This window comes from Stenotrophomonas sp. STEN035 (genome assembly GCF_056759935.1).
The window spans coordinates 1-26564 of sequence record NZ_JBRRDY010000042.1 but is presented as its reverse complement, the minus strand read 5'-3'; the positions used below and the strand labels follow the sequence as shown (position 1 = coordinate 26564).

General features: G+C 63.5%; 27 protein-coding genes. 12 read left to right on the top strand and 15 right to left on the bottom strand.

Annotation, left to right across the window (positions count from 1 at the left end; all coding sequences use genetic code 11):
• The first annotated feature begins 345 nt into the window (after positions 1 to 345).
• Positions 346 to 1719, top strand: coding sequence for an NAD(P)-binding domain-containing protein (locus tag ACVOLL_RS18145; RefSeq protein WP_481514156.1), 1374 nt, complete (start codon positions 346 to 348; stop codon positions 1717 to 1719).
• A gap of 15 nt (positions 1720 to 1734) precedes the next feature.
• On the opposite strand, the gene ACVOLL_RS18140 is transcribed toward ACVOLL_RS18145, so the two are convergent.
• The 12 genes from ACVOLL_RS18140 to asnS form a co-directional block, all read right to left on the bottom strand.
• Entirely contained in the window at positions 1735 to 2289 is a 555-nt protein-coding gene (locus ACVOLL_RS18140; RefSeq protein ID WP_481514155.1) for a DUF2939 domain-containing protein, read from the bottom strand.
• A 19-nt stretch (positions 2290 to 2308) separates the two neighbouring features.
• Positions 2309 to 2782 carry an SRPBCC family protein gene (locus ACVOLL_RS18135; protein WP_481514154.1) on the bottom strand — a complete coding sequence of 158 codons (474 nt, stop codon included), beginning with the start codon at positions 2780 to 2782 and terminating at the stop codon, positions 2309 to 2311.
• 71 nt (positions 2783 to 2853) lie between these two features.
• The gene (locus ACVOLL_RS18130) at positions 2854 to 3540 is read right to left on the bottom strand and encodes a DUF2461 domain-containing protein (RefSeq protein ID WP_481514153.1); all 687 of its coding nucleotides are present in this window, start codon (positions 3538 to 3540) and stop codon (positions 2854 to 2856) included.
• Positions 3537 to 4976 carry an exodeoxyribonuclease I gene (sbcB, locus tag ACVOLL_RS18125; RefSeq protein WP_481514152.1) on the bottom strand — a complete coding sequence of 480 codons (1440 nt, stop codon included), beginning with the start codon at positions 4974 to 4976 and terminating at the stop codon, positions 3537 to 3539. Before sbcB ends, ACVOLL_RS18130 begins: the two co-directional genes overlap by 4 nt.
• Positions 4976 to 6346, bottom strand: coding sequence for an FAD-dependent oxidoreductase (locus tag ACVOLL_RS18120; protein ID WP_481514151.1), 1371 nt, complete (start codon positions 6344 to 6346; stop codon positions 4976 to 4978). Before ACVOLL_RS18120 ends, sbcB begins: the two co-directional genes overlap by 1 nt.
• A gap of 18 nt (positions 6347 to 6364) precedes the next feature.
• On the bottom strand, positions 6365 to 7639 hold the full coding sequence (kynU, locus tag ACVOLL_RS18115) for a kynureninase (protein WP_481514150.1): 1275 nt from the start codon (positions 7637 to 7639) through the stop codon (positions 6365 to 6367).
• Positions 7640 to 7689: 50 nt separating this feature from the next.
• Positions 7690 to 8217, bottom strand: a complete 528-nt coding sequence (locus ACVOLL_RS18110; protein ID WP_296246135.1) for a 3-hydroxyanthranilate 3,4-dioxygenase — start codon at positions 8215 to 8217, stop codon at positions 7690 to 7692.
• 140 nt (positions 8218 to 8357) lie between these two features.
• A complete protein-coding gene (gene can / locus ACVOLL_RS18105; RefSeq protein WP_282266099.1) occupies positions 8358 to 9020 on the bottom strand; it encodes a carbonate dehydratase in 663 nt (220 codons plus the stop codon).
• Positions 9021 to 9101: 81 nt separating this feature from the next.
• Entirely contained in the window at positions 9102 to 9746 is a 645-nt protein-coding gene (locus ACVOLL_RS18100; protein WP_481514149.1) for an FMN-binding negative transcriptional regulator, read from the bottom strand.
• Between the two features lie 10 nt (positions 9747 to 9756).
• Positions 9757 to 10068, bottom strand: coding sequence for a hypothetical protein (locus tag ACVOLL_RS18095; RefSeq protein WP_481510035.1), 312 nt, complete (start codon positions 10066 to 10068; stop codon positions 9757 to 9759).
• Complete coding sequence (locus ACVOLL_RS18090) at positions 10065 to 10370, bottom strand: hypothetical protein (protein ID WP_282266093.1); 306 nt, start codon at positions 10368 to 10370, stop codon at positions 10065 to 10067. Before ACVOLL_RS18090 ends, ACVOLL_RS18095 begins: the two co-directional genes overlap by 4 nt.
• 32 nt (positions 10371 to 10402) lie before the next feature.
• Positions 10403 to 11797, bottom strand: a complete 1395-nt coding sequence (asnS, locus tag ACVOLL_RS18085; RefSeq protein WP_481514148.1) for an asparagine--tRNA ligase — start codon at positions 11795 to 11797, stop codon at positions 10403 to 10405.
• Positions 11798 to 11946: 149 nt separating this feature from the next.
• Between asnS and ACVOLL_RS18080 the strand changes: the two genes are divergently transcribed.
• Positions 11947 to 12285 (top strand): HesB/IscA family protein, encoded by a 339-nt coding sequence (locus tag ACVOLL_RS18080; protein WP_481514147.1) that lies wholly within the window; start codon positions 11947 to 11949, stop codon positions 12283 to 12285.
• 186 nt (positions 12286 to 12471) lie between these two features.
• Here the strand turns inward: ACVOLL_RS18080 and ACVOLL_RS18075 are convergent, their stop codons facing one another.
• The 3 genes from ACVOLL_RS18075 to ACVOLL_RS18065 all read right to left on the bottom strand — a co-directional run bounded on the left by ACVOLL_RS18075 (position 12472) and on the right by ACVOLL_RS18065 (position 14351).
• Complete coding sequence (locus ACVOLL_RS18075; RefSeq protein ID WP_481514146.1) at positions 12472 to 12786, bottom strand: type II toxin-antitoxin system RelE/ParE family toxin; 315 nt, start codon at positions 12784 to 12786, stop codon at positions 12472 to 12474.
• Between the two features lie 10 nt (positions 12787 to 12796).
• Positions 12797 to 13057 (bottom strand): ribbon-helix-helix domain-containing protein, encoded by a 261-nt coding sequence (locus ACVOLL_RS18070; RefSeq protein ID WP_481514145.1) that lies wholly within the window; start codon positions 13055 to 13057, stop codon positions 12797 to 12799.
• Between the two features lie 67 nt (positions 13058 to 13124).
• On the bottom strand, positions 13125 to 14351 hold the full coding sequence (locus ACVOLL_RS18065) for an MFS transporter (RefSeq protein WP_481514144.1): 1227 nt from the start codon (positions 14349 to 14351) through the stop codon (positions 13125 to 13127).
• A gap of 250 nt (positions 14352 to 14601) precedes the next feature.
• On the opposite strand from ACVOLL_RS18065, the gene rpsF reads away from it, so the two are divergent.
• From rpsF to mtnA, 10 genes are all read left to right on the top strand, one after another.
• Positions 14602 to 15033, top strand: a complete 432-nt coding sequence (gene rpsF / locus ACVOLL_RS18060) for a 30S ribosomal protein S6 (protein WP_282266085.1) — start codon at positions 14602 to 14604, stop codon at positions 15031 to 15033.
• 11 nt (positions 15034 to 15044) lie between these two features.
• The gene (gene rpsR, locus ACVOLL_RS18055; RefSeq protein WP_002804494.1) at positions 15045 to 15275 is read left to right on the top strand and encodes a 30S ribosomal protein S18; all 231 of its coding nucleotides are present in this window, start codon (positions 15045 to 15047) and stop codon (positions 15273 to 15275) included.
• A gap of 144 nt (positions 15276 to 15419) precedes the next feature.
• A complete protein-coding gene (gene rplI, locus ACVOLL_RS18050) occupies positions 15420 to 15869 on the top strand; it encodes a 50S ribosomal protein L9 (RefSeq protein WP_481514143.1) in 450 nt (149 codons plus the stop codon).
• 231 nt (positions 15870 to 16100) lie between these two features.
• On the top strand, positions 16101 to 19604 hold the full coding sequence (gene smc / locus ACVOLL_RS18045; protein ID WP_481514142.1) for a chromosome segregation protein SMC: 3504 nt from the start codon (positions 16101 to 16103) through the stop codon (positions 19602 to 19604).
• A gap of 48 nt (positions 19605 to 19652) precedes the next feature.
• Complete coding sequence (gene zipA, locus ACVOLL_RS18040) at positions 19653 to 20393, top strand: cell division protein ZipA (RefSeq protein WP_481514141.1); 741 nt, start codon at positions 19653 to 19655, stop codon at positions 20391 to 20393.
• A gap of 185 nt (positions 20394 to 20578) precedes the next feature.
• Positions 20579 to 23056 (top strand): NAD-dependent DNA ligase LigA, encoded by a 2478-nt coding sequence (gene ligA, locus ACVOLL_RS18035; protein WP_481514140.1) that lies wholly within the window; start codon positions 20579 to 20581, stop codon positions 23054 to 23056.
• The gene (locus ACVOLL_RS18030) at positions 23053 to 23529 is read left to right on the top strand and encodes an N-acetyltransferase family protein (RefSeq protein ID WP_481514139.1); all 477 of its coding nucleotides are present in this window, start codon (positions 23053 to 23055) and stop codon (positions 23527 to 23529) included. The genes ligA and ACVOLL_RS18030 overlap by 4 nt, the downstream gene beginning before the upstream one ends.
• Positions 23526 to 24473 (top strand): EF-P lysine aminoacylase EpmA, encoded by a 948-nt coding sequence (epmA, locus tag ACVOLL_RS18025; RefSeq protein ID WP_481514138.1) that lies wholly within the window; start codon positions 23526 to 23528, stop codon positions 24471 to 24473. The genes ACVOLL_RS18030 and epmA overlap by 4 nt, the downstream gene beginning before the upstream one ends.
• A 122-nt stretch (positions 24474 to 24595) precedes the next feature.
• A complete protein-coding gene (locus ACVOLL_RS18020) occupies positions 24596 to 25279 on the top strand; it encodes a DUF3011 domain-containing protein (protein ID WP_481514137.1) in 684 nt (227 codons plus the stop codon).
• Between the two features lie 61 nt (positions 25280 to 25340).
• Positions 25341 to 26405 carry an S-methyl-5-thioribose-1-phosphate isomerase gene (gene mtnA, locus ACVOLL_RS18015; RefSeq protein WP_481514136.1) on the top strand — a complete coding sequence of 355 codons (1065 nt, stop codon included), beginning with the start codon at positions 25341 to 25343 and terminating at the stop codon, positions 26403 to 26405.
• The last annotated feature ends 159 nt before the right edge of the window (positions 26406 to 26564 follow it).

Sequence of the window (26564 nt, the reverse complement as noted above, 5' to 3'; positions counted from 1 at the left end):
GCTTCGCGGCTTACGCCGCTCCTACAAAAGCGTCGCATGCTAGGATGAAGCCGCTTTCGCGGGTTCCCAGCTGAACCAGCGGTAATCCTGCCGCGTCCTGATCTGCACGAATGCAGCAGATCCCTCCCGCACTGCACCCACCCGGTGATCCAGGGGCGGGGCCTGTTCCCCGACCGGTAGCGTCAACGTACCTGCCATTCCCTATGCGCTGCCCTGCGTGGCGGCCGGGTGTTTCGCGCGCCGCGCGGGACTGGACGCATTGTCTCTCCTGCACGGCGCATAACGCGCCCTTGCGCAGTGCCGTCGCGTTTACGCGATTGCAGCTTTACAGGAGAAACAACCCGAATGACCATGCGTATCGCCATTCTTGGAGCCGGCCCGAGCGGCCTGGCGCAACTTCGTGCCTTTGAATCCGCCCGTCGAGGTGGGGCTGAAGTGCCAGAGATCGTCTGCTTTGAAAAGCAATCGGATCTCGGTGGGATGTGGAATTACACATGGCGTACCGGGCTGGATGCTTATGGCGAACCCGTACATGGCAGCATGTACCGCTACCTCTGGTCGAATGGCCCGAAGGAAGCGCTGGAGTTTGCCGACTACAGTTTCGAAGAGCATTTTGGCCGCCCGATCGCCTCCTATCCGCCACGCGCCGTGTTGCGCGACTACATCATGGGCCGTATCGAGAAGAGCGGCGTGCGTGATCAGATCCGCTTCAACATGGCTGTGCAGTGGGTCGACTACTCGGAGCAGACCGAGCGCTTCACCGTCACCGTCCGCGACCTGAAGAAAGACGAGCTGCTGACCGAGGAGTTCGACCGGGTAATCGTTGCCACCGGGCATTTCTCCACGCCGAATGCGCCGTTTTTCGAGGGCGTGGATCGGTTCCCCGGCCGCGTGCTGCACGCGCATGATTTCCGCGACGCCTGCGAGTTCGCAGACAAGGATCTGTTGCTGGTGGGCTCCAGCTATTCGGCCGAGGACATCGGCACGCAGTGCTACAAATACGGCGCCAAGTCGGTGACCTTCAGCTATCGCAGTGCGGCAACCGGTTATGACTGGCCGGCGGCCTTTGAAGAAAAGCCATTGCTGCAGCGTGTTGAAGGCAATACCGCGCACTTCATCGATGGCAGCAGCAAGGATGTGGATGCCATCGTGCTGTGCACTGGCTACCAGCACCATTTTCCGTTCCTGCCCGATGCGTTGACCCTGCGCACCCGCAACCGTCTGTACCCCGGTGATCTGTACAAGGGTGTGTTCTGGATCGACAACCCCAGGCTGATCTATCTGGGCATGCAGGACCAGTACTACACCTTCAACATGTTCGATGCGCAGGCCTGGTATGCGCGCGACGTGATCCTTGGCAGGATCACGCTGCCGGCGAGCGATGCAATGCGTGCAGATAGCGAAACCTGGCTGGCGCGTGAGGAGGCGACAACTTCGGCCGCGCAGGACATCGACTTCCAGACAGAGTATGTGCGCGATCTGCTCGATGCCACTGACTATCCGGACTTCAACGTCGAGGCTGTGGCCGCGCTGTTCAAGCAGTGGAAGCACGACAAGAAGGACGACATTCTTGGCTATCGCAACTACAGCTATCGCTCGGTGCTGACCGGCACGCTGGCCCCGCTGCATCACACGCCGTGGATGCAGGCGATGGATGATTCATTGGACGCCTTCCTCGCCGACAGCATGATCGAGGAGCAGCCGCGCAGGATTGCCTGATGGAGATGGCGCCGGTCAGCCCGGCGCCTGTCCCAGTGGCAGCAGGATATTGGTCAGTCGCCAGCGCAGCCCCTGGCGACTGAGTACGAACACGACTTCGCGGCCATCTTCCAGGTGGGTGGTGGCGGTGTAGCGCGACAGTGATTCGTAATGGCCGGTGGTATTGGCCAGCGGCTTGGCCGGCGAGGGCGGCGCCCAGGTATCGCCGCCGACGGTATCGCCGATGGCCCGCTTCCACAGGCTGTCGCCCTGCAGCAGGGCGGCAATACCCAGCGGGGTGACGAAGGTATCGACGCCGGCTCCGGTTAGATTGCCGGCCATGCCCAGGGCGACCTGGCCGAATAGACTCGACTGCATGTCGCTGCCGGCGCGGCGCACGATGTAATCGTTGATCTGCGCTTTGATGTTGACCCGCACCGCGCCGAAGTCGACGTGTCGCGCCAGCTTGCCGGTGTCACGCTGTTCGATGGCCTGGCTGATGCCGCGGATCGCCAGATAGGGGCCGCCGATCACGTAGGCGGCCAGCAGCACGGCGATGGCGATGACGGTGGCGAGTATCCACTTCTTCATTGCGTTGCTGTCCTCGAGATCAGGGATGTGCGGGGATGCTGGCTTCGGCCCAACGGCGCAGCATCACCAGGGTTTCGGCCCAGGCCTGGCTACAGAAGCCCAGGTACTCGCTGTCGCCGTTCCAGCCCAGGTGATGGAACTCCAGCACGGTCATCGGCTCGCCTTCATGCGGAAGACCGCGCCAGGCGCCGGGGCTGGCCCGGCGTGACAGGTCGAAGCGGATCTCGGTGCCAGTCCAAGCCGAGGCCGGGCTTTGCGGCGGGTGGCGGCTGATCACCTCCCAGCGGATGCAGCGCTCGGGAATGATCTCCAGCACCTTCAGCGCGACCACGCCATGGCCGGAGCCAGGGTTGTGGCTGATCACCGTGTCGCCGTCGATGAGCGATTGCTGGTGCGGTATCCACCAGTGGCTCAGTCCTTCGGCGCTGGCCAGGCCGCTGTAGACGGTGGCCAGCGGGGCATCGATCCAGACTTGCAGGTGGATGCTGGTCATGGCGGCTTCCTGTCGAAGGTTGCCGCCAAGCGTGCCGCAAACCAGGTTGGTTTGCGTGAAGCCCGCGCTAATCAGAACTCCAGGTCCAGGGCGGCGCACAGGTAGTCGACGAACGGACCGAGTGCGGCCAGGTCCTTGGCCAGGGTCTGGCGCAGGCGCGGGCCGGTCATCGTCTCGTCGTCCAGCGAGCGCCATAGCACCCAGTTGCGGTGCTTGAGGTCGTCGATGAACTCGAAATCGGCCGGGAAGCCGCGCGGTGGCCGCACCAGCTTTTCGCTGCTTTCGAACTCGTAGCGCTTGCGCGTGGCCGGCGCATGCGCAGCCGCCTTCCAGCTGCCGGGGTTGTCGAGGATGAACTGACGCAGGCGGCGCTGTACGTCCGGTTCCGGGTGCCAGATGCCAGCGCCGACAAAGCTCTCGCCCGGTGCCAGATGGATGTAATACGACGGCGCCGGCACCTGCTTGCGGCGCTCATGGAACAGGCGCGCACCCTGCCAGGTCTTGTACGGCGCCTTGTCGTGGGAGAAGCGCGAATCACGGTAGATGCGGAACAGCGAGCCGCCGACGGTGCGCGGATCGGCCTGGAAATGCGTGCTGACCTCGCTCAAATCCGGCTGCAGATCGGTGATCAGGCGCAGGAAGGGCTGGCGTACATGGTCTTCGTACTGCTGCTTGTGCTCGGCAAACCAGCTCTTGTCGTTGTGGCGTGCCAGCGCTTTCAGGAACTTGAAGCTGGCATCGCTGAAATACTGGGTCATGGTGTGTCCTGCAGGGTATGGCGCCACTGGTCCAATGCATCCAGCAAGGCCAGTGAGTCCGGGTTGTCCTTGTGTTCTTCGCGCAATTCGGCGATCTGCGCGATGTATTCCGGCAAGGTCTGCTCGGCCAGGCCGGGGGTGGTGAAGCGCTGCTGACGATACGCATCCCAGCGTGAGCGTGCGGTGGCGTCGAGCGTCTGCGGATGGTTGCGGGCGCGGTAGCGGAACAGCAGCTCGGGCAGGCGTGGGTCGCGGAAGCGCTGTTCCAGCTCGGCCAATGCTTCCGGCGGTGCAGTGCGCACCTTGCTGAGCAGGCCCTTGTCACCTTCGGCCAGGAAGCCGTCGTACAACGAAGCATCGGCGTCGATCGGACCGTCATTTACGCGCTCACGCGCGAACACTTGACGGGCCTTCTCGGCCAACTGTGGTGCAAGCGCGCGCAGCTTCTCGGCCTTGGCTTCGATCACCGCCGGATCAATGGCCAGACGCTCGAAGTCGGCCTCGCGCAGATGATTCCAGGCGACCAGCGCTGGCACCTTGTTGAGGTGAACCTCTTTCAGCGGAATGCGCTGTTGGCCTTCGGGCAGGTCGGCGGCGCGCGTATACAGGCGCGCGGTGATTTCTTCGACCGACAGCTCAAGCAGCGGCTCGATATCGCCTTCCAGATCAAACACGATCACCCGGTTGTTGATATGCGGATGGCGGGCCAGCGGCAGCACCGGTGCAGCGCACAGGCGGCTGGCCGGGTAGCGCATCGATATGTGCAGCACCGGCTCCATCGCCACCACGTCGAGCAGGCTGCCAACGTAGCGCTTGTCGCGCAGACGCAGCGCGTAGTCCCACATGCGCGGCTGCGCCTCACGGAAGCGCCGCGCCATGCCAATGGTGGCGTAAACGTCGGACAGCGCCTCGTGGGCATCGCCTTCGCGCACGTCATTGGCCAACGCCAGGTGTTCGAGTTTGAACGAGGTGGCGCCGTCTTCGCGCTTGGGCCAGTTGATGCCGTCCGGGCGCAGTGCGTGTACCAACCGCAACATGTCGAGCAGGTCCCAGCGCGAATTGCCGCTGCGCCACTCGCGCTCATAGGGATCATGGAAATTGCGGAACAGGCCGTAGCGCACAAACTCGTCATCGAAGCGCAGGGTGTTGTAACCCAGCGTGCAGGTCTGTGGCTTGCTCATCAACTCGTTGATGCGGGCGAAGGCCTCGGCCTCGCTGACACCTTCTGCCAACGCATGCTGCGGGGTAATGCCGGTGATCAAGGTAGCGACCGGCGAGGGCAGCAGGTCGTCGGCCGGCTTGACGTAGAAACTGACTGGTTCGTCGATGACTTTCAGGTTGGCATCGGTGCGCACTGCCGCGAACTGGGCGATGCGGGTGCGACGCGGGTCCTGGCCGAAGGTTTCCAGGTCGTAGAACAGGAAGCTCTCGGCCATCAGTGCGCTCCTTCCAGTACTGGCAGGCGATCATGGATTACCTGCTCCAACCCGGCCCAGTCGATGTTGTCGAGCGAGTCGTGGCCGGCGGTGGCGTCGGCCAGGATGGTCTGCTGCAGACGTGTACGTTCAAGCGCGACTGCATACGGCGTGTGCAGGAAGGTGACCATCGTGTAATGCGGCACGAAACGGGTGGGCCAGCGGGCCTGCAGTGCCTGCTCCAGCTCGCGCTGCAGCAGGTAGCCCGGGTCCGCGACGCGGTCGCGCATCTCCAGATAGTTGTCCAGGGCCATCTGCTGGATGGCGGCGGCATTGGGTTTGCGCTCGGCTTCAAAAGCGGCGAAGGCTTCTTCGGTGCCCGGATGCTCGGCCAGACAGCGTGCCAGCACCACGCAGTCTTCGAACGCGCAGTTCATGCCCTGGCCGTGGAACGGAACCATTGCATGCGCAGCGTCGCCGATCAGCACCGCCTTGCCGCGCTGATGCCAGCGTTCCAGGTACAGCGTGCCGAGCAGGCCGGGTGGATGCTGTTCCCAGTCGGCGCGCAGGTCCGGTATCAACGGCAGCGCATCAGCGAAGTCGCGCTGGAACAGGGCTTCTGCTTCCGCACCGTTGCGCACCGTTGCGAAACTGGGCTCGCCCTCATTGGGCAGGAACAAGGTGACGGTGAAGGTGCCTTCGTCGTTGGGCAGGGCGATGCACATGTAGTTGCCGCGCGGCCAGATGTGCAGGGCGTTGGCTTCGATCTGGAAGCTGCCGTCGGCGGCCGGTGGGATCTCCAGTTCCTTGTAGGAATGATCGAGGAATTCGATGCGCTCGCCCAAGGGCAGCTTGCGATTCATCGCTGCACGCAGCGCCGAGCCAGCGCCATCGGCACCGATCAACGGCGTGTTGAAGTGGATGTCGTGTGGCTGGTCGTCGCGGTCATCGATGAAGCGTGCATAGCCGGCATCGAAGTCCACGGTGTGCAGACGGCGGTGGAAATGCACGGTTGCACCCGCTTCCTCGGCCAGCTGCAGCAAGGTGGTGTTGAGGTCTTTGCGGTGCACCGACCAGATCACCTCGCTGTCGTCGCGACCGTAGCGCTGCAGATCAGGCTCGCCTTCGCGCGGGTGCACCATGCGGCCGCGCATCATCACCGCCTTGGCCATCACCTCGTCTTCGACGCCGGCCTGGCGCAAGGCATTGCGGCCACGTTCGGCCAGCGCCAGATTGATCGAGCGGCCGGACTCGTAGTCAGCGATACGCGGATCGCCGCGACGTTCGTAGACGGTGATTCTCCAGCCCTGCCGCGACAGCAGGATGGCAAGCAGGGAACCGGCCAGGCCGGCGCCGATCAGGGTGAGGCTGCGTGGGGTGGGGGTATTCAATTCACAGTATTCCGTTGGTCAGACGCCAGCCCAGGTTTCCACTTCGTCGATGAAGCGGTAGACATCGCTGTAGCGGTTGTACAAGGGCGTGGGCGAGATGCGGATGACATCGGGCTCGCGCCAGTCGCCGAGCACGCCGACCGATTGCAGGTATTCGAACAGCGAGCGGCCCTGCGCGCGACCGCCAGCCACGCGCAGCGACAACTGGCAGCCACGGCGTTCGGCTTCGGCAGGGGTGATGATCTGCAGCACATGATCCAGGCGCGCACGCACCATGGTTTCCAGGTAGCCGGTGATCTTGAGCGATTTGGTGCGCAGCGCGTCCATGCCGGCCTCGTCATACAGCGCCAGCGATGCTCGCAGTGGAGCCAGTCCGAGCACCGGCGGATTGCTCAGTTGCCAGCCTTCGGCGCCCAGCTCGGGCACGAACTCAGGTGCCATCTGGAAGCGGGTGGCCTGCTCATGGCCCCACCAGCCGGCGAAGCGCGGCAGTGAGGTGTCCTTGGCGTGGCGCTCGTGCACGAAGGCGCCAGCAACCGCACCCGGACCGGCATTCAAGTATTTGTAGTGGCACCACACCGCGAAATCCGGTGCGACGTCGTGCAGGTTCAACGGCACGTTACCGACCGAGTGGGCGAGATCGAAGCCGATGTTGGCGCCTTGTGCGCGTGCGAGGCGGGTGATCGCATCGAGGTCGAATACCTGGCCGGTGCGGTACTGCACGCCTGGCCACAGCACCAGTGCGACGCGCTTGCCGTGTTCGCTGATGGCCTGTTCGATGGCCTGCATCGAGATGGTGCCGTTGGCTTCGTCCGGCTGCACTTCGATCAGGTCGGTGGCCGGATTGAAGCCATGGAAGCGGATCTGTGCCTCGACCGCGTGGCGGTCGGTCGGAAAGGCGCCGGCTTCCATCAGGATTGCCGGGCGCTCGCTGCTGGGGCGGTAGAAGCTGACCATCATCAGGTGCAGGTTCACGCTCAGCGTGTTCATTGCCACCACTTCGTGTGGCAGGGCGCCAACCACGCCGGCCAGTGAATCGCGCACCAGGCGGTGATAGCTCAACCATTGCGTCGGACCGGTGAAGTGGCCCTCGACGGCGATGCGGCCCCACTGATCCATCACTTCCTGCACCATCGCCTGCGCGCCGCGTGGCTGCAGGCCCAGCGAGTTGCCGACGAAATAGGCTTGATCGGCACCTTGGTGCTGCGGAATCAGGAACTGGCTGCGCAGGTGGCGCAGCGGATCGGCGGCATCAAGTGCGGTGGCGTGGGCAGGTGACAGCGTTTCGTTCATCGGTGCGGACACGTCGAGGATGTACCCGCAGTGTAACCGCGCGCGGCCGCTCAGGCCTCGGGTGTGACCGGTCTGGGTAGTGGATGCACGGCTCCGCATTGTGTGCAGGTGCGGTGTTCGGTCGAGGCATGGAACCGGTCGAAGACCTTGGGCAGATCGGTCTCGATGTTCTTCAGGTGGAAGAACTCCTCGTAGATCTTGTGATTGCATTGCTGGCAGAACCACATGAAGCCATCGAGCTCATGGTCCAGGCGCTTGCGCTCGACCACCAGGCCGATCGAACCGGGCATGCGCTGCGGCGAATGCGGTACGCGTGGTGGCAGCAGGAATATCTCGCCGGCGCGGATCGGAATGTCGCGCACTGCACCATCTTCCTGCACGCGCAGCACCATTTCGCCTTCAAGCTGGAAGAACCACTCCGGGCCCTCGTCCCAGTGGTAGTCATTGCGGCTGTTCGGACCGGCAACCACCATGACGATGAAGTCACCGTTTTCGATCATCTTGTTGCCGACTGGCGGCTTCAGGAGATGGCGGTGTTCTTCGATCCAGCCGAGCAGGTTCAGGGGTAGGGGGAGCATGCGGGGCCTATGTGGGTGGTGACTGCTTCCTTCTCCCCCCGGGAGAAGGTGCCCGAAGGGCGGATGAGGGTCGGTTGTGCCTTGAGCGCGGACCGACCCTCACCCCAACCCCTCTCCCGCAGGGAGAGGGGCTTTCAAGCTCAATGCCTTTTGCCCTTCCGCGGCACGAACGACAATGCCTTCTCGTACGCCGGCTGCAGCTCCTCCGGCGAGCCCACATCAATACCCATCTCGCTGACCCGGCCGTCGCGCAGGCTGTAGACCCAGCCGTGCACCATCAGCTTCTGGCCGCGGGCCCAGGCGTCCTGCACGATGGTCGAGCGGCAGGCGTTGACCACCTGCTCGATCACGTTCAATTCGCACAGGCGCGCGTGGCGCAGCTCCGGGTCGTCGATCTGCGACAGGATGTCGTCGTGTTTCTGGGCGACGTCGCCTACATGGCGCAGCCAGTTGTCGGCAAGGCCGACGCGCACCTTGTTCAAGGCCGCATGCACGCCGCCGCAGCCGTAGTGGCCGACGATCAGGATGTGTTTGATCTTGAGCTGGTCCACGGCGTACTGGATCACGCTCAGGCAGTTCAGGTCGGTATGCACCACCACGTTGGCGATGTTGCGGTGAACGAAGATCTCGCCCGGCGCCATGCCGATGATCTGGTTGGCCGGTACCCGCGAATCGGAACAGCCGATCCACAGGTACTCGGGGCTCTGCTGCTTGGAAAGCTGATGGAAAAACTCGGGGTCTTCCTTCTCGATCCGGTCCGCCCATTCGCGGTTCTTCTGCAGCAGGTTATGGATGTCTTTCATGGTGAAGCTTCCCTTGCGATCTTGAGGGGTAGGGCGCTGCTGCGCGTTTGCACGGCAGCGTCGCGGGAAACGGGGCGCGGCTCAGGCATCGTGCTGGTCGCCGTGCTCACTGCGATACAACTGCATCCACTGCGCGAGTTCGTGGGCGTCAGGTGTGTCCAGGGCCTGCAAGGCCCCGATCACCGCCAGCTGGTTCGCCTGCGGGTGGTTCTGGCTCAGCTTCAGCTTGATCTGGACCTGCTGCACGTCCAGGCGGAAGCCTACGATGGCGCGCAACGATGGGGCGTGATCGTCCAGGCTGGCATCGAACTGCCATTCCTGGCCGACCCTGGCCTCGAAGAAATTGCTGGTGTCCGATAGCAGCTGTGCCAAGCCCGCCGTGTCATCGAAGCTGTGCAGTTCGCCGACAAGCTCAGCGGCGGCGTAGTTCCAGGTAGGGACGCGCGCCGCGCTCTCCTTGTCCGGGTACCAGCTGGCCGAGACATAGCCCTGCGGGCCGTTGACCAACACCTTGGCGCGGCCGAACTGGCGGGACTGTTTGTTGGCCCTGGCCCAATGGCCGATCAGTTCGACCTTGTGCCCTTCGCGCCGGTACAACACCGGCACGCGGGTCAGTTCGGGTAGTCCATCGTCGCCGGTGGTCAGCAGGGTCACGAACGGGTCGCGCACCAGCAGGCGGTCCAGCCAGAGCAGGTCGGTCTCGACGAAGGCGCGCTGGGCGAACACGAAAGACCGCTTAGACCCGGGTGCCGAGCAGTTGCACCATGCGCTCGCGCAAGCTGTCGTCGTCGCCCTGCGGTGGGCTCACTTCGTGCAGGGAGAAACCACGGTGCAACGCGTCTTCTTCGTCCAGGCCATCAAAGGCGACGAACTCGGCATCGAACAGCTGTGCACGGGCAGTGTCTTCACTGTCGTAGCTCAGCGTGTTGCCATCGCTGTCCAGGATCTCGGCGGTGCCGCCCGGACGGACCCGCAGGCGCGCCCAGATCAGGGTGCCACCGAGCTGTGCCAGCCACCACTGGTCGGGAGTGTTCTCGAAATCAGTCATTTCATTACCTGCGAAAAAAGCCACAACAGCAGTGCCATGCCCAATCCGCCGAGCATCACCAGCAGGGCGATGCGGGCGGGTGTGGCCAAGCCGGACAGCGAGCGGTCGGCGATGCCGGTGAAGCCGCGGCCCAGCAGCCAGCGCAGGCACTCTGGTTTGAGAAAGGCGCCGGCACCGAATTCGGTGGCCAGCGCCGGATGCCGGTCGCGGATATGGACCAGCGTCAACGGCCAGAAAATCAGGAAGGCGCTGAGGCCGGCAATGGCCACGCCGACAAAGCAAAGAGCGAAGAACAAGGTCAACGGCACCGCCTCCTGTTACTGGATCAGATGAATCAGTACTCCGCCGAACCCGGTGCACGCGGGTAGGGGATCGCGTCGCGGATGTTGGACAGGCCGCAGACGTAAACCACCAGACGCTCGAAGCCCAGGCCGAAGCCGGCATGCGGCACCGAGCCGTAGCGACGGAAATCGCGGTACCACTGGTAGTGATCCGGATCCAGGCCGAACTGCGCCATGCGTGCGTCAAGCACGTTCAAGCGCTCTTCGCGCTGGCTGCCGCCGATGATCTCGCCGATGCCCGGGGCCAGCACGTCCATCGCGGCGACGGTCTTGCCGTCGTCGTTCAGGCGCATGTAGAAGGCCTTGAAGTGCTCCGGATAATTGGTCACCACCACCGGGCGACCGACGTGCTCCTCGGTCAACCAGCGCTCGTGCTCGGTCTGCAGGTCCAGGCCCCATTCGACCGGGTAGTCGAACTTCTTGCCGGACTTCTGCAGCAGGCTGATCGCATCGGTGTACTCGATGCGCTCGAACGGTGCGTTGACGAAGGCTTCCAGGCGGGTGATGGCGTCCTTCTGCACGCGCTCAGCGATGAAGGCCATGTCGTCGGCGCGCTCATCGAGCACCGCGCGGAACAGGTACTTCAGGAACTCTTCGGCCACGCGCGCATTTTCGGCCAGGTCGGCAAAGGCGATTTCCGGCTCCACCATCCAGAACTCGGCCAGGTGGCGGGTGGTGTGGCTGTTCTCGGCGCGGAAGGTCGGGCCGAAGGTGTAGACCTTGCTCAGTGCCAGGCAGTAAGCCTCGACGTTGAGCTGGCCGGACACGGTCAGGAAGGTTTCCTTGCCGAAGAAGTCACGGCTGAAATCGATCTGGCCATCGCTGGTGCGCGGCGGGTTGGCCATGTCCAGCGTGGAGACGCGGAACATCTGGCCTGCACCTTCGGCATCGGAGGTGGTGACGATGGGCGTGCTGATCCAGTAGAAGCCGTTCTCGTGGAAGTACCGGTGCACGGCCTTGGACAGGCAGTCGCGGATACGGGTGACCGCGCCGAACAGGTTGGTACGCGGGCGCAGGTGCGCCACTTCGCGCAGGAACTCTGGCGACATCGGCTTGGGCTGGATCGGGTAGGTCAGCGGGTCTTCGACCCAGCCGACGATTTCAAGGCTCTGCGCCTGGATCTCGAAGCTCTGGCCCTTGCCCTGCGACTTGACCAGGGTGCCGGTGGCGATCACCGAGCAGCTTGGGGTCAGCTTCTTGATGTCTTCGAAATTGGACAGCGCTTCGGTGGCCACGACCTGGATCGGGGCAAAGCCCGAGCCATCGCTGACGTTGACGAAGGCCAGTCCAGCCGAGCCGCGCACCGTGCGGACCCACCCGCGGACTGTGACTTCTCCGCCTTCCGGGAACTTCCCGGCAAGGGCGTGTGCAACGCTGACCACCGTCATGACTTGAATCCTCTGTTGATCGACTCGATCTGTGAATGCGAGATTTTAGCGGCTCAACGCCCGGGCAGGCGAGCATTTATCCACGCTTGCAGTCCAGCCGGCCGCCCACATCTATAATTGGACCGTAATTCTGCTGGAGTCGCCCCATCATGGCTGTTCATCTGACCCCCATCGCCCATTCCCGCGTGCAGCGCTTCGTCAGCGGCACCCCGGGTGCGCTAGGCCTGCGTTTTGGCGTGACCCGCACCGGTTGCTCGGGCTGGGGCCACATCACCGACCTGGCCAAGGATGAGCGCGAGGGTGACACCGTGTTCGAGCAGGACGGCGTGCGCATCTATGTAGACGCACTGAGCCTGCCGCTGGTGGATGGCACCGAGATCGACTTCGGCAAGCAGGGTCTGAGCGAGACGTTCACCTTCAAGAATCCCAACGCAGCGGCTGAATGCGGCTGCGGCGAGAGCTTCACCACCGACGACATGCATCGCTGAGAAGAGCGGTGACTAGGCTTTTGTAGGAGCGGCGTAAGCCGCGAAGCAGGCCAGTTGTCCGGGCCGGGAAGGCCCGGCGCACGGGGCGCTCCCCCTGTAGAGCCGAGCCATGCTCGGCTGAAGCATTCCCGGTGCTGCCCGGGATTCTGCATAAGGCCCCTGCCGAGCATGGCTCGGCATTACCGGCTAGGTTCCGAAATCTTCGCTGAACCTGTCGATCTGGTGCATTCGCGCATGCAGGATGGTGACGACACCGATGTCCCCGTTGGAAAGTCGTCGCCAGTACACGACATGCTGCTCGTAACGAAAGAAGAAGCCATCAATGCCGAATTCGCCTGGAATGGGGTGTGATGGCGTAAGCCGTGACGAAACGCCATCCAGCGCCCCGAACAATCCGTTGATGTAGCGCTCCGCCTGTTCTTCGCCCCAGTGGTTCCGTGTGTAACGGTAGATCTCGTCAAGCCGGTAGGAGGCGGCTTCCTGGATTCGGATCTGGGCCATGTTCCAATGCTCAGCGCCGGTTACGGGCGATGACCTCGGCTGCCGTCAACGGCTGGTACGACGACTCCGGTGCGGCAAAGGCGTGAGTCAGTTCTGCCTTGAGTCGCTCAAAAGCTTCAGCCTCCGTACGTTCTTTGTCACGCCGGATCAGATCGCGCATGTATTCGCTGACGTTTTCGTAAGCGCCGTGTTCACCCACATTGGCGGCCACGAAGTCACTCAAAGGTCCGCTGAGGCGAACGGTCATGGTCGTGGTGCTTGCGCGTGACATGGGAATCTCCGGTTGCGACCGTATTCAATACTATTCCTTATTGAATACAAGTGCCGTCAATGCCGGTTCAGCTGTCCAGGCAGGGGTTGGTGGTCTGGATCGAGGTGCTGGCGCGCCGCTGCAACATCACCGCAATACCCCACAGCAACAAGCCTGCTGCCGCCGTCGCCGCGCCTACATAGCCGGTGGAGGCGTGGCCATAACCCGCGCCGATTGCCATACCGCCCAGCCACGGGCCCAGCGCATTTGCGGTATTGAAGGCAGCATGATTGGACGCAGCGGCCAAGGTCTGGGCCTCGCCAGCCGCGTCCATCAGGCGGGTCTGCAGGGCCACGGCCAGTGCGCCCATCGTGCCCACGGCGATGATCGCCGGCACCATCGCCCAGGCCGAATTCGCGGCCAGCGGGAACAGCATCAGTACGACGATGGACCAGGCCAGCAGCACGCCGGCGGCGCGGAACTGCAGCCGGTCGACCAGCTTGCCGCCAGCAACATTGCCGATGATCGCGCCGACGCCGAACAGGCCGACCGCTACCGGCATCCAACGCTCGTTGACGCCGGTGACGTTGACCAGGGTCGGTGCCAAATAGGTGAACACACAGAACATGCCGGCAAAACCGATCGCGCCGATGGCCAGCGCCAGCCACACCTGAGTTGTATTGAAGGCGCGTAGTTCGCGCAGCGGCGAGGTGCGGATCTCGCTGGGATCGGCTGGCAGCTGCCGCGCAACCATCGTTACCGTGGCAAGGGCCAGCAGGCTGACCAGCACGAAGGCGCTGCGCCAGTTGAATTGCTGGCCCAGCCAGGTGGTCAACGGGTTGCCGAGCAGGATGGCGATGGACAGGCCCAGCAGCACCTTGGAAACGGCCGCGCCGCGCTGTTCCGGTGGGCTGATCGAAGCGGCAACCAGCATGGCCACACCGAAATAGGCGCCATGCGGCAGGCCTGCGACGAAGCGCGCCAGCAGCATCGTGTGGTAGCTCGGGGCCAGTGCGCTGGCGAGGTTGCCGATGGCGTAAAAGCCCATCAGCCATAGCAGCAGGCTGCGGCGCTGCAGGCTGGCGCCGGCAAAGGCCAATAGCGGAGCGCCGACGACCACGCCGATGGCGTAGGCGCTGATCAGGTGACCGACCTGGGCTTCAGTGATTGCCAGGCCGCGGCTGATTTCCAGCATCAGTCCCATGCTGGCGAACTCGCTGGTGCCGATGGCAAAGCCGCCCAGGGAAAGCGCAATCAGTATGAAAGTGCGCTGGCGCGGCGACAGCTGCGCTGCCAGAGAAAGCGTGGAGTTCACGTCGGGCGGTCCAGGGTAGGGCGTGGAATCGGTTACATAGTGTACTGTTGCGACGCAGCATCCGTGGCGGCCGAGGCCCGTTCCGCCGCCGGATGCTGTGTTGCACTGGCCGGGGCAACTTGCCTCCAGTTCATTTCCATTGGATAATGCCCGGCTTCCTGCGCTCCCAGTGCAGGATCCCTTGCCCCACCGCAAAGCACAGCGGGGGGCTGTCCAGCCCGTCAGGGCTATATCCGAAAGGTATAAAAACATGAGTCGTCATTACGAAGTCGTGTTCCTGGTCCACCCGGATCAGAGCGAACAGGTCCCCGCCATGATCGAGCGCTACAAGGCGCTGGTCGAAGCCGGCAACGGCACCATCCACCGTCTGGAAGATTGGGGCCGTCGTCAGCTGGCTTACCCGATCCAGAACCTGGTGAAGGCTCACTATGTTCTGCTGAACATCGAAGCCGACCAGGCAGTTCTGAACGAACTGACCGAGAGCTTCCGCTTCAACGACGCCGTGCTGCGCAACCTGGTCATCAAGCGTGACGAGGCTGACACCGAGCAGTCGCTGATCATGAAGAGCAAGGACGAGAAGGGTGACAAGCCCGAGCGTGGCGAGCGCCGTCGTCGTGACGACGAAGAAGGTGCATCTTCCAACAATGACGAAGCCGGCGACGACGCCGCTTCTGCTGAATAAGGAGCACTTTCATGTCCAAGTTCTTCCGCCGTCGTAAGTTCTGCAAGTTCACCGCTGAAGGCGTGAAAGAGATCGATTACAAGGATCTCAACACCCTGCGTCAGTACCTGACCGAGAACGGCAAGATCGTTCCGAGCCGCGTGACCGGCACCAAGTCCAAGTACCAGCGCCAGCTGGCCACGGCCGTCAAGCGCGCCCGTTTCCTGGCCCTGATCCCGTACACGGACAACCACGACGTCTAATCCGAGTTTTCGGAAGAACCTGCACGCGTTGCGGGTTCTCGACAGGAAATCCGGCCTTGGCCGGATTTTCCGTACCCACCGTCCTATTCGGACAGCAAGCGTTGCGGAGCCATAGGCGCCGCTAACGAATAACGGAGCTACACCATGAAGCTGATTCTTATCCAGAAAGTGACCAACCTCGGCGGCCTGGGCGACCTGGTTGACGTGAAGCCGGGCTACGGCCGTAACTTCCTCGTGCCGCAGGGCAAGGCCGTTCCGGCCACCGCGACCAACATCGCCGAGTTCGAAGCCAAGCGCGCTGAGTACGAAGCCAAGGCTCAGGCCTCGCACAACGGTGCTGAAGCCCGTGCTGCCAAGTTCGAAGGCGCCAGCGTCACCATCGCTGCGCACGCTTCGACCGAAGGCAAGCTGTACGGTTCGGTTGGCCCGCGTGATATCGCTGAAGCCTTCACCGCTGCCGGCCTGGAGCTGAACAAGAGCGAAGTGATCATGGGCGAAGGCGCTTTCCGCAATGTTGGCGAGTTCGACGTCATCATCAAGCTGCACGCCGACGTGGAAGCCACCGTCAAGGTCATCGTCGAATCCGACGCTTGATTCTGCCGGACCGGTTGTAAAGAACGGGCGCCGCAAGGCGCCCGTTTCTTTTGGCCGGCCGGTCGGTCTGGCCACCGGCGGCCATGGGTATAGCTATACTCGGTTGCCAGTGCCGTGCTTTGGCTATTGAATTCTTTGGAATATCAATAGTTTGAGTGCGGGAAGGGAACCTCCGGAACCTCATTCCGGGTGTCGGCAGTTGCTGCCGATGTCCGCCAACAGCCCGATTCCATGCGTCTATCCACGATCAAGCTCTCCGGTTTCAAGTCGTTCGTCGATCCCACGACGTTGCACCTGCCGACCAATATGACCGGCGTCGTCGGTCCCAATGGCTGTGGCAAGTCCAACATCATCGATGCGGTGCGCTGGGTGATGGGCGAGAGCTCGGCCAGCCGCCTGCGCGGCGATTCGCTGACCGACGTGATCTTCTCCGGCTCGGCAGGGCGCAAGCCGGTGTCGCAGGCGACGGTGGAGCTGATCTTCGACAATTCCGACCACACGATCTCCGGTGAGTACGCCTCGTTCAACGAGATCTCGGTCAAGCGCACGGTCAGCCGTGATGGCAGCAGCAACTATTACTTGAACGGCACCAAGTGCCGCCGCCGCGATATCACCGATCTGTTCCTTGGCACCGGGCTTGGCCCGCGCAGCTACTCGATCATCGAGCAGGGCATGATCAGCCAGATCATCGAGGCGCGCCCGGAAGACCTGCGCGTGTATCTGGAAGAGGCCGCCGGCATCTCCAAGTACAAGGAGCGCCGCAAGGAAACCGAAACCCGAATCCGTCACACCCGCGAGAATCTGGATCGGCTCAACGACCTGCGCGAAGAAATCGGCAAGCAGCTCGAACACCTCAAGCGCCAAGCGCGGCAGGCCGAGCAGTACCAGGCGCTGCAGGAAGAACGTCGGGTCAAGGATGCGGAATGGAAGGCGCTGGAATACCGCGGCCTCGATGGCCGTCTAGGCGGCTTGCGCGAAGCGCTGTCACGCGAAGAAACCAAGCTGCAGCAGTTGATCGCCGAACAGCGCGAAGCGGAAAGCCGCATCGAAACCGGCCGCGTGCGCCGCGAAGAGGCGGCCGAGAGCTTGAGCAAGGCACAAGCCGATGTGTACCAGGTGGGCAGCACCCTGGCCCGGCTTGAGCAGCAGATTCACCACCAGCGGGAACTGGCGCAGCGTCTGCACAAGGCGCACGACGAAACCCGTCAGGCGCTGTCCGAGCTTGGCCAGCACATCAGCGGCGACGAAGCCAAGTTGATCGTTTTGCGTGAGTCGGTCGAGAACGCCGAGCCGCAGCTGGAGCAGTTGCAGGAAGACAACGAGATACGCCAGGAAGCGCTACGCGAGGCCGAGGCCAAGCTCGCTGACTGGCAGCAACGCTGGGAAGCGCATAACCGCAACACCTCCGAAGCGACCCGCTCCGGCGAGGTCGAGCGTACCCGCGTGGATTACCTGGACAAACAAGTCATCGAAGCCGACCGCCGCCGCGAAGCATTGCAGGCAGAGCGCGCCGGTCTGGACCTGGATGCGCTGGCCGACGCCTTCGAGCAGCTGCAGCTGGAACACGAAACCCAGAAGACCGCGCTGGAAACCTTGAACGAGCAGGTCGAACTGCGCAAGGAATCGGTGGCGACACTGCAGGAGCAGCAGCGCACCGGGCAGTCGGAACTGGCCGACGTTCGCAAGCAGGCGCAGTCCTCGCGCGGCCGGCTTTCCTCGCTGGAAACATTGCAGCAGGCCGCACTCGGCCAGGAGCAGGGCGCGGCGGCAGCATGGCTTAAAGCACGCGGGCTGGATTCGGCTGCGCGCGTTGGCGAGCGCATCACCGTTGAAAGTGGTTGGGAAAACGCCGTTGAAAGCGCGCTCGGTCAGCTGATCGAGGGCGTGCTGGTGGATGCACCGGAAGCCTTGGTTGATGCGCTGGCTGAGCTGGGCGAAGGGCGCATCGCACTGGTTGCTGATGCAGGCGGCAAGGCTGACTTCGCGCCGACCTCATTGGCGGCAAAAGTGCAGGGGCCGCTGGCCATCCGTCGTCTGCTGGCGCATCTGCATGGTGCTGAAGACCTGGCGCAGGCGCAGCAGTTGCAGCGCGCGCTTGCCGACAGCGAATCGGTGATCACCCGCAGCGGTGAACGTCTCGGGCAGGGTTGGGTACGCTTGTCGCGTTCCGGCGCGGCCGAGCAGGGCGCGCTGTTGCGCGAGCGCGAGATCGTCACCTTGCGCGAGCAGATCGAATCCCTGCAGGAACGCGAAGTTGCGTTGGAGCAGCAGCTGGCTGGCCTGCGTGAGCAATTGTTGGCTGCCGAGCAGCAGCGCGAAGACGTGCAACGTTCGTTGTATCAAGCGCATCGCGCCGGCTCCGAGTTGGCAGGACAGCTGCAGAGCCAGCAGGGCAAGTTGGAATCGACGCGCACGCGCATTGAACGTATCGAAGACGAGCTGACGCAGCTGCTGGAAACGCTGGATGTCAGCCGTGAGCAGGCCACCGAGGCGCGCCTGCGACTGGATGAGGCCGTGTCCAGCATGGGCGACCTGGAGTCGACCCGGCATGCGCTGGAAAGCGAGCGCAGGCAGATGAGCGATGCCCGCGATCAGGCGCGTGATGCTGCACGCAATGTGCGCGACAGCATGCATGCGCTGGCCTTGACGCTGGAGTCGCAGCGCACCCAGATCAGTTCGCTGAGCCATGCGCTGGAGCGCATGGGCAGCCAGCGCGGTCAGCTGGATTCACGTCTTGGCGAACTGCACTCGCAGCTGGACGAAGGCGATACGCCGGTTCATACGCTGGAAGCCGAGCATCAGAACGCATTGGCCGAGCGCGTGCGTGTCGATCGCGTGCTCGCCGAAGCGCGTACCTTGCTTGACGGTATCGATCATGAGTTGCGTGGCCTGGAGCAGACCCGCCACCAGCGCGACGAGCAGTCGCTCGCCCAGCGCGAGCGCATCTCGCAGCGCAAGCTCGATCAGCAGGCCTTGGTGCTCAGCGCCGAGCAGCTGTCGGCTGCGGTGGAGAAGGCCGGCTTCGTGCTGCAGGACGTGATCAACACGCTGCCCGAAGATGCGCGCCTGTCGGATTGGGAATCGACCGTGCACCAGATCGACGGCCGCATGCGTCGGCTGGAGCCGGTCAATCTGGCTGCGATCCACGAATACGGCGAGGCCTCGCAGCGCTCGGAGTATCTGGAGGCGCAGAACGTCGATCTAAATACCGCGCTGGAAACGCTGGAAGACGCCATCCGCAAGATCGACCGCGAAACCCGCGGCCGCTTCAAGGACACCTTCGATCGGGTCAATTCCGGCGTGCAGGCGCTGTACCCGCGCCTGTTCGGCGGTGGCCATGCCTACCTGGAGCTGACCGGCGAAGACCTGCTCGACACCGGCGTGACCATCATGGCGCGGCCGCCGGGCAAGCGCGTGTCCAACATCTCGCTGCTGTCCGGCGGTGAGAAGGCGATGACCGCGGTGGCGCTGGTATTTGCGATCTTCCAGCTCAACCCGGCCCCGTTCTGCCTGCTGGACGAGGTGGATGCGCCGCTGGACGAGGCCAACGTCGGCCGTCTGGCCAATATGGTCAAGGAAATGAGCGAGAAGGTGCAGTTCCTGTTCGTCAGCCACAACAAGGCGACGATGGAGGCGGCGCACCAGTTGTCGGGTGTCACCATGCGTGAACCGGGTGTCAGCCGACTGGTCAGTGTTGATCTGGAAGAGGCTGCCCGATTGGCGGGCGCGGCCTGACGTGCCATTCTTTAACCACCTGAACGATTAATCCGGAGACTGCAGCGCATGTCTGACACGGCACTGTTGCGTATCGGCATTCTGGTTGCCGGCGTTTTGCTGGTAGCGGCCATTTTCTTTTTCAGCCGGCCAAAGCGCCTGGCCCAAGGCAAGCGCAAGGAACCTGCCAGTGGTGAGCAGCCGCGGCGCGAGCCGGTGCTGGGCGGTGCCGAGGGCGTTGCTGGTGCCGAGGTGGGCGAGGGCGGCGCAACGGGCGACGGCGTAAGCCAGCCTGAGCTCGGCCTGCCTGACGTGGACGAAGGCAACCTGAGTGAGCTCGGCAAGCGGCCTACCCAGGATTTCGACAAGATTGTCTCGTTGTACGTGGCTGCCCGTTCTGGGCAGGTGTTGCGTGGCGAGGACATCGTGGTGGCGGCGGAAAAGACTGGCCTGGTCTTCGGCTACATGAATGTGTTCCACCGTCTGGTGGAAGGGCATTCCGAGCGCGGCCCGATCTTCTCGATGGCCAGCATCATGAAGCCCGGCAGTTTCGACATGGCCAACATCCGCGAGATGGAAACCCCGGCCATTGCGTTCTTCCTGACCTTGCCGGCGCCGATGACCGCGCTCGATGCCTGGGAAAAGATGCTGCCGACCGTGCAGCGCATGGGCGAACTGCTGGATGGCGTGGTGCTGGATGACAGCCGCAATGCCCTCGGCCGCCAGCGCATCGCGCATATCCGCGATGATTTGCGTGCGTATGACCGCCAGCATCAGGCGCCGCCGCTGACCAAGTCGCCGCGTTGGTGAAACCTCAAGAGCTACCCCTCCCCAACCCTCCCCTTCGCTACGCGAAAGGGAGGGGGCAGAGCTTCGCCCCCTCCCTTGCGCGCAGCGCAGGGGAGGGCCGGGGAGGGGTGCTGTTCGCAGTAAGCATAGGCGCCCTCGCATACCAGCTCACCCGCGCCAACACTCCGCGCAGGTAAAATCGCCGCATGAATCAAAACACCGCCGCCACCCAGCGCATCAGCGAACTCCGCCGCCAGCTGGCCGACGCCTCGCGCGCCTATCACGAGCACGACGAGCAGATCATCCCGGACGTTGAATACGACCGCTTGATGCGCGAGCTGGAAGCGCTCGAAGCCGCGCATCCGGAACTGGACAGCGCCGACTCGCCCAGCCATCAGGTCGGTGGCAAGCCGTCATCGCGTTTCCCGGAAGTCGTGCATGCCGTGCCGATGTTGTCGCTGGGCAACGCCTTCACCGATGCCGAAGTGCATGACTTCGTGCGTCGCATCGATGAGCGCCTGCATCGTCGCGAGTTGTTCTTCTCCGCAGAGCCCAAGCTCGATGGCCTGGCCATCAACCTGCGCTACGAGAACGGCGTGTTCGTGCAGGGCGCGACCCGTGGCGATGGTGCAACCGGCGAAGACGTCAGTGCCAATCTGCGCCAGATCAAGGTCATTCCGCAGCAGTTGAACGGTCAGGGTTGGCCTGACGTGCTGGAAGTACGTGGCGAGGTCTACATGCCACGTGCCGATTTCGAACGCTACAACGAGCAGGCGCGCCTGCATGGCGGCAAAGTGTTGGCCAATCCGCGCAATGGCGCGGCCGGTTCGCTGCGCCAGCTTGACCCGAAGATAAGTGCGCAACGGCCGCTGAGTTTCTATGCCTATGGCCTCGGTGAAGTGTCCGGCGGCGAGCTGCCCGAGACGCATTCGGCAACCTTGGCGCAGCTGGGGCAATGGGGTTTCCCGGTCAGTGACCTGTGCAAGGTGGTACGGGGCGCTGAAGGTCTGCTGGCGTATTACCGTGATATCGGTGAGCGCCGCGACAGCCTGGCCTATGACATCGATGGCGTGGTCTACAAGCTCGATGATCGCGAAGGCCAACAGGAAATGGGTTTCGTCGCGCGCGCGCCGCGTTGGGCGATCGCGCATAAATTCCCGGCCCAGGAACAGACCACCACGGTCGAGGCCATCGAAATCCAGATCGGGCGTACTGGCGCGGCAACGCCGGTTGCACGGCTGAAGCCAGTGCACGTGGCTGGCGTCGTTGTGACCAACGCCACCCTGCACAACGCCGACCAGATCGCGCGTCTGGATGTACGCGTCGGCGACTCCGTCATCGTGCGCCGTGCCGGCGATGTGATCCCGGAAGTGGTCAGCGTCATTGTCGATCGCCGCCCCGAAGGCACGACGCCGTGGCAGATGCCGCGTGCCTGCCCGGTGTGTGGTTCGGAGATCGTGCGCGAAGAAGGCGAAGCGGCGTGGCGCTGCTCGGGCGAGCTGAGCTGCCCGGCGCAGCGCAAGGAGGCCATTGCCCACTTCGCCTCGCGCAAGGCGATGGATATCGATGGCTTGGGTGATAAATACATCGAGGTGTTGGTGGATGCCGGCATCGTGCGCGGCGTCGCTGACCTGTATGCACTCAATCGTGACCAGTTGCTGGTGCTGAAGCTGGCGCTGGATTCCGATTCGCCGGAAGCACTCGCCTCGCAGCTTGGTCAGCATCTGCAGCCGGAAGGCAGTGGAGAGACGCTCAATCGCATCCTCAAGCTGGATGCGGGCGATGCTTCCTGGCGCGCACAGGCCTTGTCGGTGCCGGCCAGCTTTCAATGGAACACCAAGAAGATCGCCACCAAGTGGGCCGATAACCTGATCGCTGCGATTGCTGCCAGTCGCAACACCACGTTGGAGCGCTTGCTGTTTGCGCTGGGCATCGAGCATGTGGGCGAAAGCACCGCCAAGGCCTTGTCGGCGTGGTTCGGCGATCTTGAGTTGATCCGTCACCTGCCGTGGCCGATGTTCAAGCGCGTACCGGACATCGGTGGCGAAGTGGCCCGTTCGATTGGCCACTTTATGGCACAACCGGGCAACCAGCAGGCCATTGATGCATTGTTGGAGCGTGGCGTGCAGATCAGCGATACGCACGCGCCCAATGCAAAGCTGCGCGCCGATCTGAATCTGGCCACCTTGTTGGCGGACCTTGAGATTCCCAAGGTCACGCCGGTGCGCGCGCGCCAGCTGGCCGAGGCGTTCCGTTCCACGGCGGCTATCCTGGATGAGGAAGCGCACAACTTCATGACCGCTGGCCTGCCGGCGGAAACCGCCAATGCGCTGGTTGCGTGGCTGAACATTGATGCCAACGCACAACTGTTCAGCGCCGCTGGTGCAGCACTGGAGCGTTTGCTGGCGATCACGCCTGTCGAACAGCAACAGGTCGCCGGTGTGCTCGATGGCAAGACGGCGGTGCTGACCGGCACGCTGACGCAGATGGGCCGGGACGAGGCCAAGGCCAAGCTGGAGGCCTTGGGGGCGAAGGTTGCCGGTAGCGTCTCGAAGAAAACCAGTTTTGTGGTGGCCGGCACTGAAGCCGGCTCCAAGTTGGACAAGGCAAATGAGCTCGGTGTGGAAGTGTGGGACGAAGCGCGTCTGCTTGCCTTCCTCGCCGAACACGGAGAACAGGCATGAGTGAGATCAAGGCGCGTTTGGCGCAACCGCAAGACTTCCCGCAGTTGATCGCGATGGTTCGCGACTTCTACGTGGAAGACGAGATTCCCTATATCACTGAACGCGTGGAGCCTGGGCTGCAGACGTTGCTGGAACAACCGAGCTGCGGTGCGGCATTGTTGTTGCTGGATGGCGACAGCGTGGTCGGATACATCACCCTTGGCTGGTGCTTCAGCGTCGAGCAGGGCGGTCGTTTCGTTCTGCTGGATGAGTTGTACCTGGGGCCGGCTGCTCGTGGTCGTGGTTGGGGCCGGCAGGCCTTGGCGCTGGCCCGCGACTGGGCCGCAGGGCAGGGCGCAGCGGTGATCCGGCTTGAGGTGAACCACCACAATGCCAAGGCCAAAGCGCTGTACCTGTCGGCTGGCTACCGCGACGATGAGCGCGACATCCTGACCCTGTCACTGGACGGGCACTCCGGGCGTTTGCACTCGTGATCGTGGCCCTGCGTCAGCGCGCACGCTTGAATGCATTGATCCGCGGCTTTTTTGCCGAGCGTGATGTATTGGAAGTGGAGACGCCAATCATGTCGGCCGCAGGTAATACCGAGCCGAACATCGAGGGCTTCCAGACCCGCTTCAGCGGGCATGTCGATGCCGGTTCGCCGCAGCGTTGGCTGCGTACCTCACCGGAGTATCCGCTCAAGCGTCTGCTGGCTGCCGGTGTAGGCGATTGCTATGAACTGGGCCGGGTGTTCCGCAACGGCGAGGCCGGCGGGCGGCACAATCCCGAGTTCACCATGCTGGAGTGGTATCGGGTGGGCTGGGATCATCATCGCCTGATCGATGAAACCATTGTGCTGGTACAGGAGGCGTTGGCGATGGTGCGGCGTCCGCCAGCATCGGTGCGCATCGTCAGCTATCGCGACCTGTTCATCCAGGCGGTGGCGCTGGATCCGTTCCTGGCCGATGAGGCGCAGCTACGTGCGGGTCTGGGCGAGGTCGGTATCCAGCCCGATGGCCTGACTCGCGATGACTGGTTGGATCTGCTGATGAGCCATCGCATCCAATCGCAATTCGCAGTCGATGCCATCACCGTGATTCATGACTGGCCGGCCAGCCAAGCCGCGCTGGCCAGGATCCGAGCGGGCACGCCGCCATTGGCTGAACGCTTTGAGCTCTATCTGGGCTCGGTTGAGCTGGCCAACGGCTACCACGAGCTGAATGATGCAATTGAGCAACGCCAGCGATTTGAGCGTGATCTGGCGATTCGGGCGGCGCGCGGAGCTGAACAGCCGCCCTTGGATGAAGCGTTTCTTGCTGCATTGCCGTCGTTGCCTGCCTGCGCCGGTGTTGCGGTTGGCGTGGATCGATTGCTGATGGCCTTGGCTGGTACACCGCGTATCGGCGATGTATTGGCGTTTGATTTCGCCAACGCCTGATGCTGGTTTGCGCTGGATCATGGCGCTGCAGCCTGGCAGCGGCAATGATAATGCTTTGCTCACAATGACTCAGGCAGTGTGTGATCATCGGAACCCATCATGACCGAACAGGGGAGTGTCTGATGAAGCGGGTCTGCGGCTTGCTGCTATTGCTGGCGCCGAGCGTACTGGCAGCCCGGGAATCTGCGCCAACAGCGGCGGACCGGCAGGTGGTGCGCTGCGAATCGGGTGATCAGCTGCGGGCGTTCTGCCCGATGGATACCAGTGCTGGCGTGCAACTGGTGCGGCAGCTGTCCAGGCGTGACTGCATCCGTGAGACCAGTTGGGGCGTCGAAGGCAATGCGGTTTGGGTAAGCCGGGGCTGCAGGGCAGAATTTGCGCGTCCGCAGGCAGCTACCCGTTCGGTGCGCCGTGTGGTGCGCTGTGAATCAAAGGGGCGCACGGAGGTTTGCCCAGTGGTGCTGCGCGGTGCACCAGTGCGTTTACTTCGGCAGCAGTCGGTACTGCCGTGTCGCGAAGGGCGCAGCTGGGGATACAGCGGCAAGGAAATCTGGGTCAGTCGCGGCTGCCAGGGGCTGTTCGAGGTAGGGGCCGAAGACGGCTCGGGTTTTGTTGATACGCCGCGGAGGGTTACCTGTGAATCAAAAGGCGAGCTGCGGCGCGAATGTGGTGTCAGCGTCATGCGCAGGGTGACCTTGGTGGAGCAGCTGTCCAACGCTGCTTGCCGGGAAGGCGACAGCTGGGGCTGGGACCGCAATGGGATATGGGTGGACAAGGGCTGCCGCGGCGAATTTTCCGCGGATTGAGCCGGGCTGGTTGATTAGGGCTTGTTGATCCGCGCCGGGCAGCGCCGACTACAATAGGCGGATGAACGATACCCCCGCCATTGATTACGCCCGTTACGACCATATCCGCCCGATCCGCTGGACCGGCGAGGCCCTGGAACTGCTGGATCAGCGCAAACTGCCGTTCATCGTCGAGCACGTGCTCTGCCATGACAGCGATGCGGTTGCAGAAGCAATCCATGCCTTGACCGTGCGCGGTGCGCCCGCCATCGGTATCGCCGCAGCCTGGGGCGTGGTGTTGGCCGCGCGCGAGGTGCAGGCCGATGACGGTGCTGCTGCATTGCAGGTGTTGGCGTCGGCATTGGACCGACTCAATGCCTCGCGTCCTACCGCGGTCAACCTGGCTTGGGCGCTGGCACGCATGCGTCGCGCTATCGCCGCTGCCGGTTCGGACTGGAAGCTGGTCGCCGCGCTTGAAGCGCAGGCAATCGCCGATGAGGACCTGGCTGCCAATCGGCACATGGGCGCCTTGGGCGCAGCGTTGATTGCACCGGGTAGTGGCGTGCTGACCCATTGCAACACCGGCTCGCTGGCCACTGCCGGCTTCGGTACCGCACTGGGCGTGATCCGCGCTGGTGTGGCGCAGGAGCGTATTGCGAAGGTGTTTGCCGGTGAGACCCGGCCGTGGTTGCAGGGCGCGCGCCTGACCGTGTGGGAACTGCAGCAGGATGGCATTGACGCGACCTTGATCGCTGACTCGGCAGCTTCTCACCTGATGAAAACCGGCGCGGTGCAGTGGGTGATCGTCGGCGCCGACCGTATTTGTGCCAATGGTGATACCGCCAACAAGATTGGCACCTATCAGCTTGCCATCGCGGCCCGCCATCATGGGGTCAAGTTCATGGTGGTCGCACCGTCTTCGACCGTGGACATGGGCACCGCCCATGGCGATGAGATCGAGATTGAGCAGCGTGATCCGGGCGAACTGTTTGGCGTGGGCGGCGTACGCACCGTGGCCGAAGGCATTGCCGCCTGGAATCCGGTGTTCGACGTGACTCCGGGTGAGCTGATCGACGCGATCGTCACCGAACGCGGCGTGATCCTGAAGCCGGATCTGGCGACGATGTCTGCCGCGTTCGCCAACTAACCGGTAGTGCCGAGCGATGCTCGGCGGGAGCTTTCCCCGGAATGTGTGCAAGGTAGTGGGGGGGGCCGCGGGCGGCGGGGGGGGGGGGGGTATGGGCCGCGCCCCCCACGGGGGGGGCGGGCGGGGGGGCGGGTGTGGGTGTGGGGGGGGGGGGCGGGG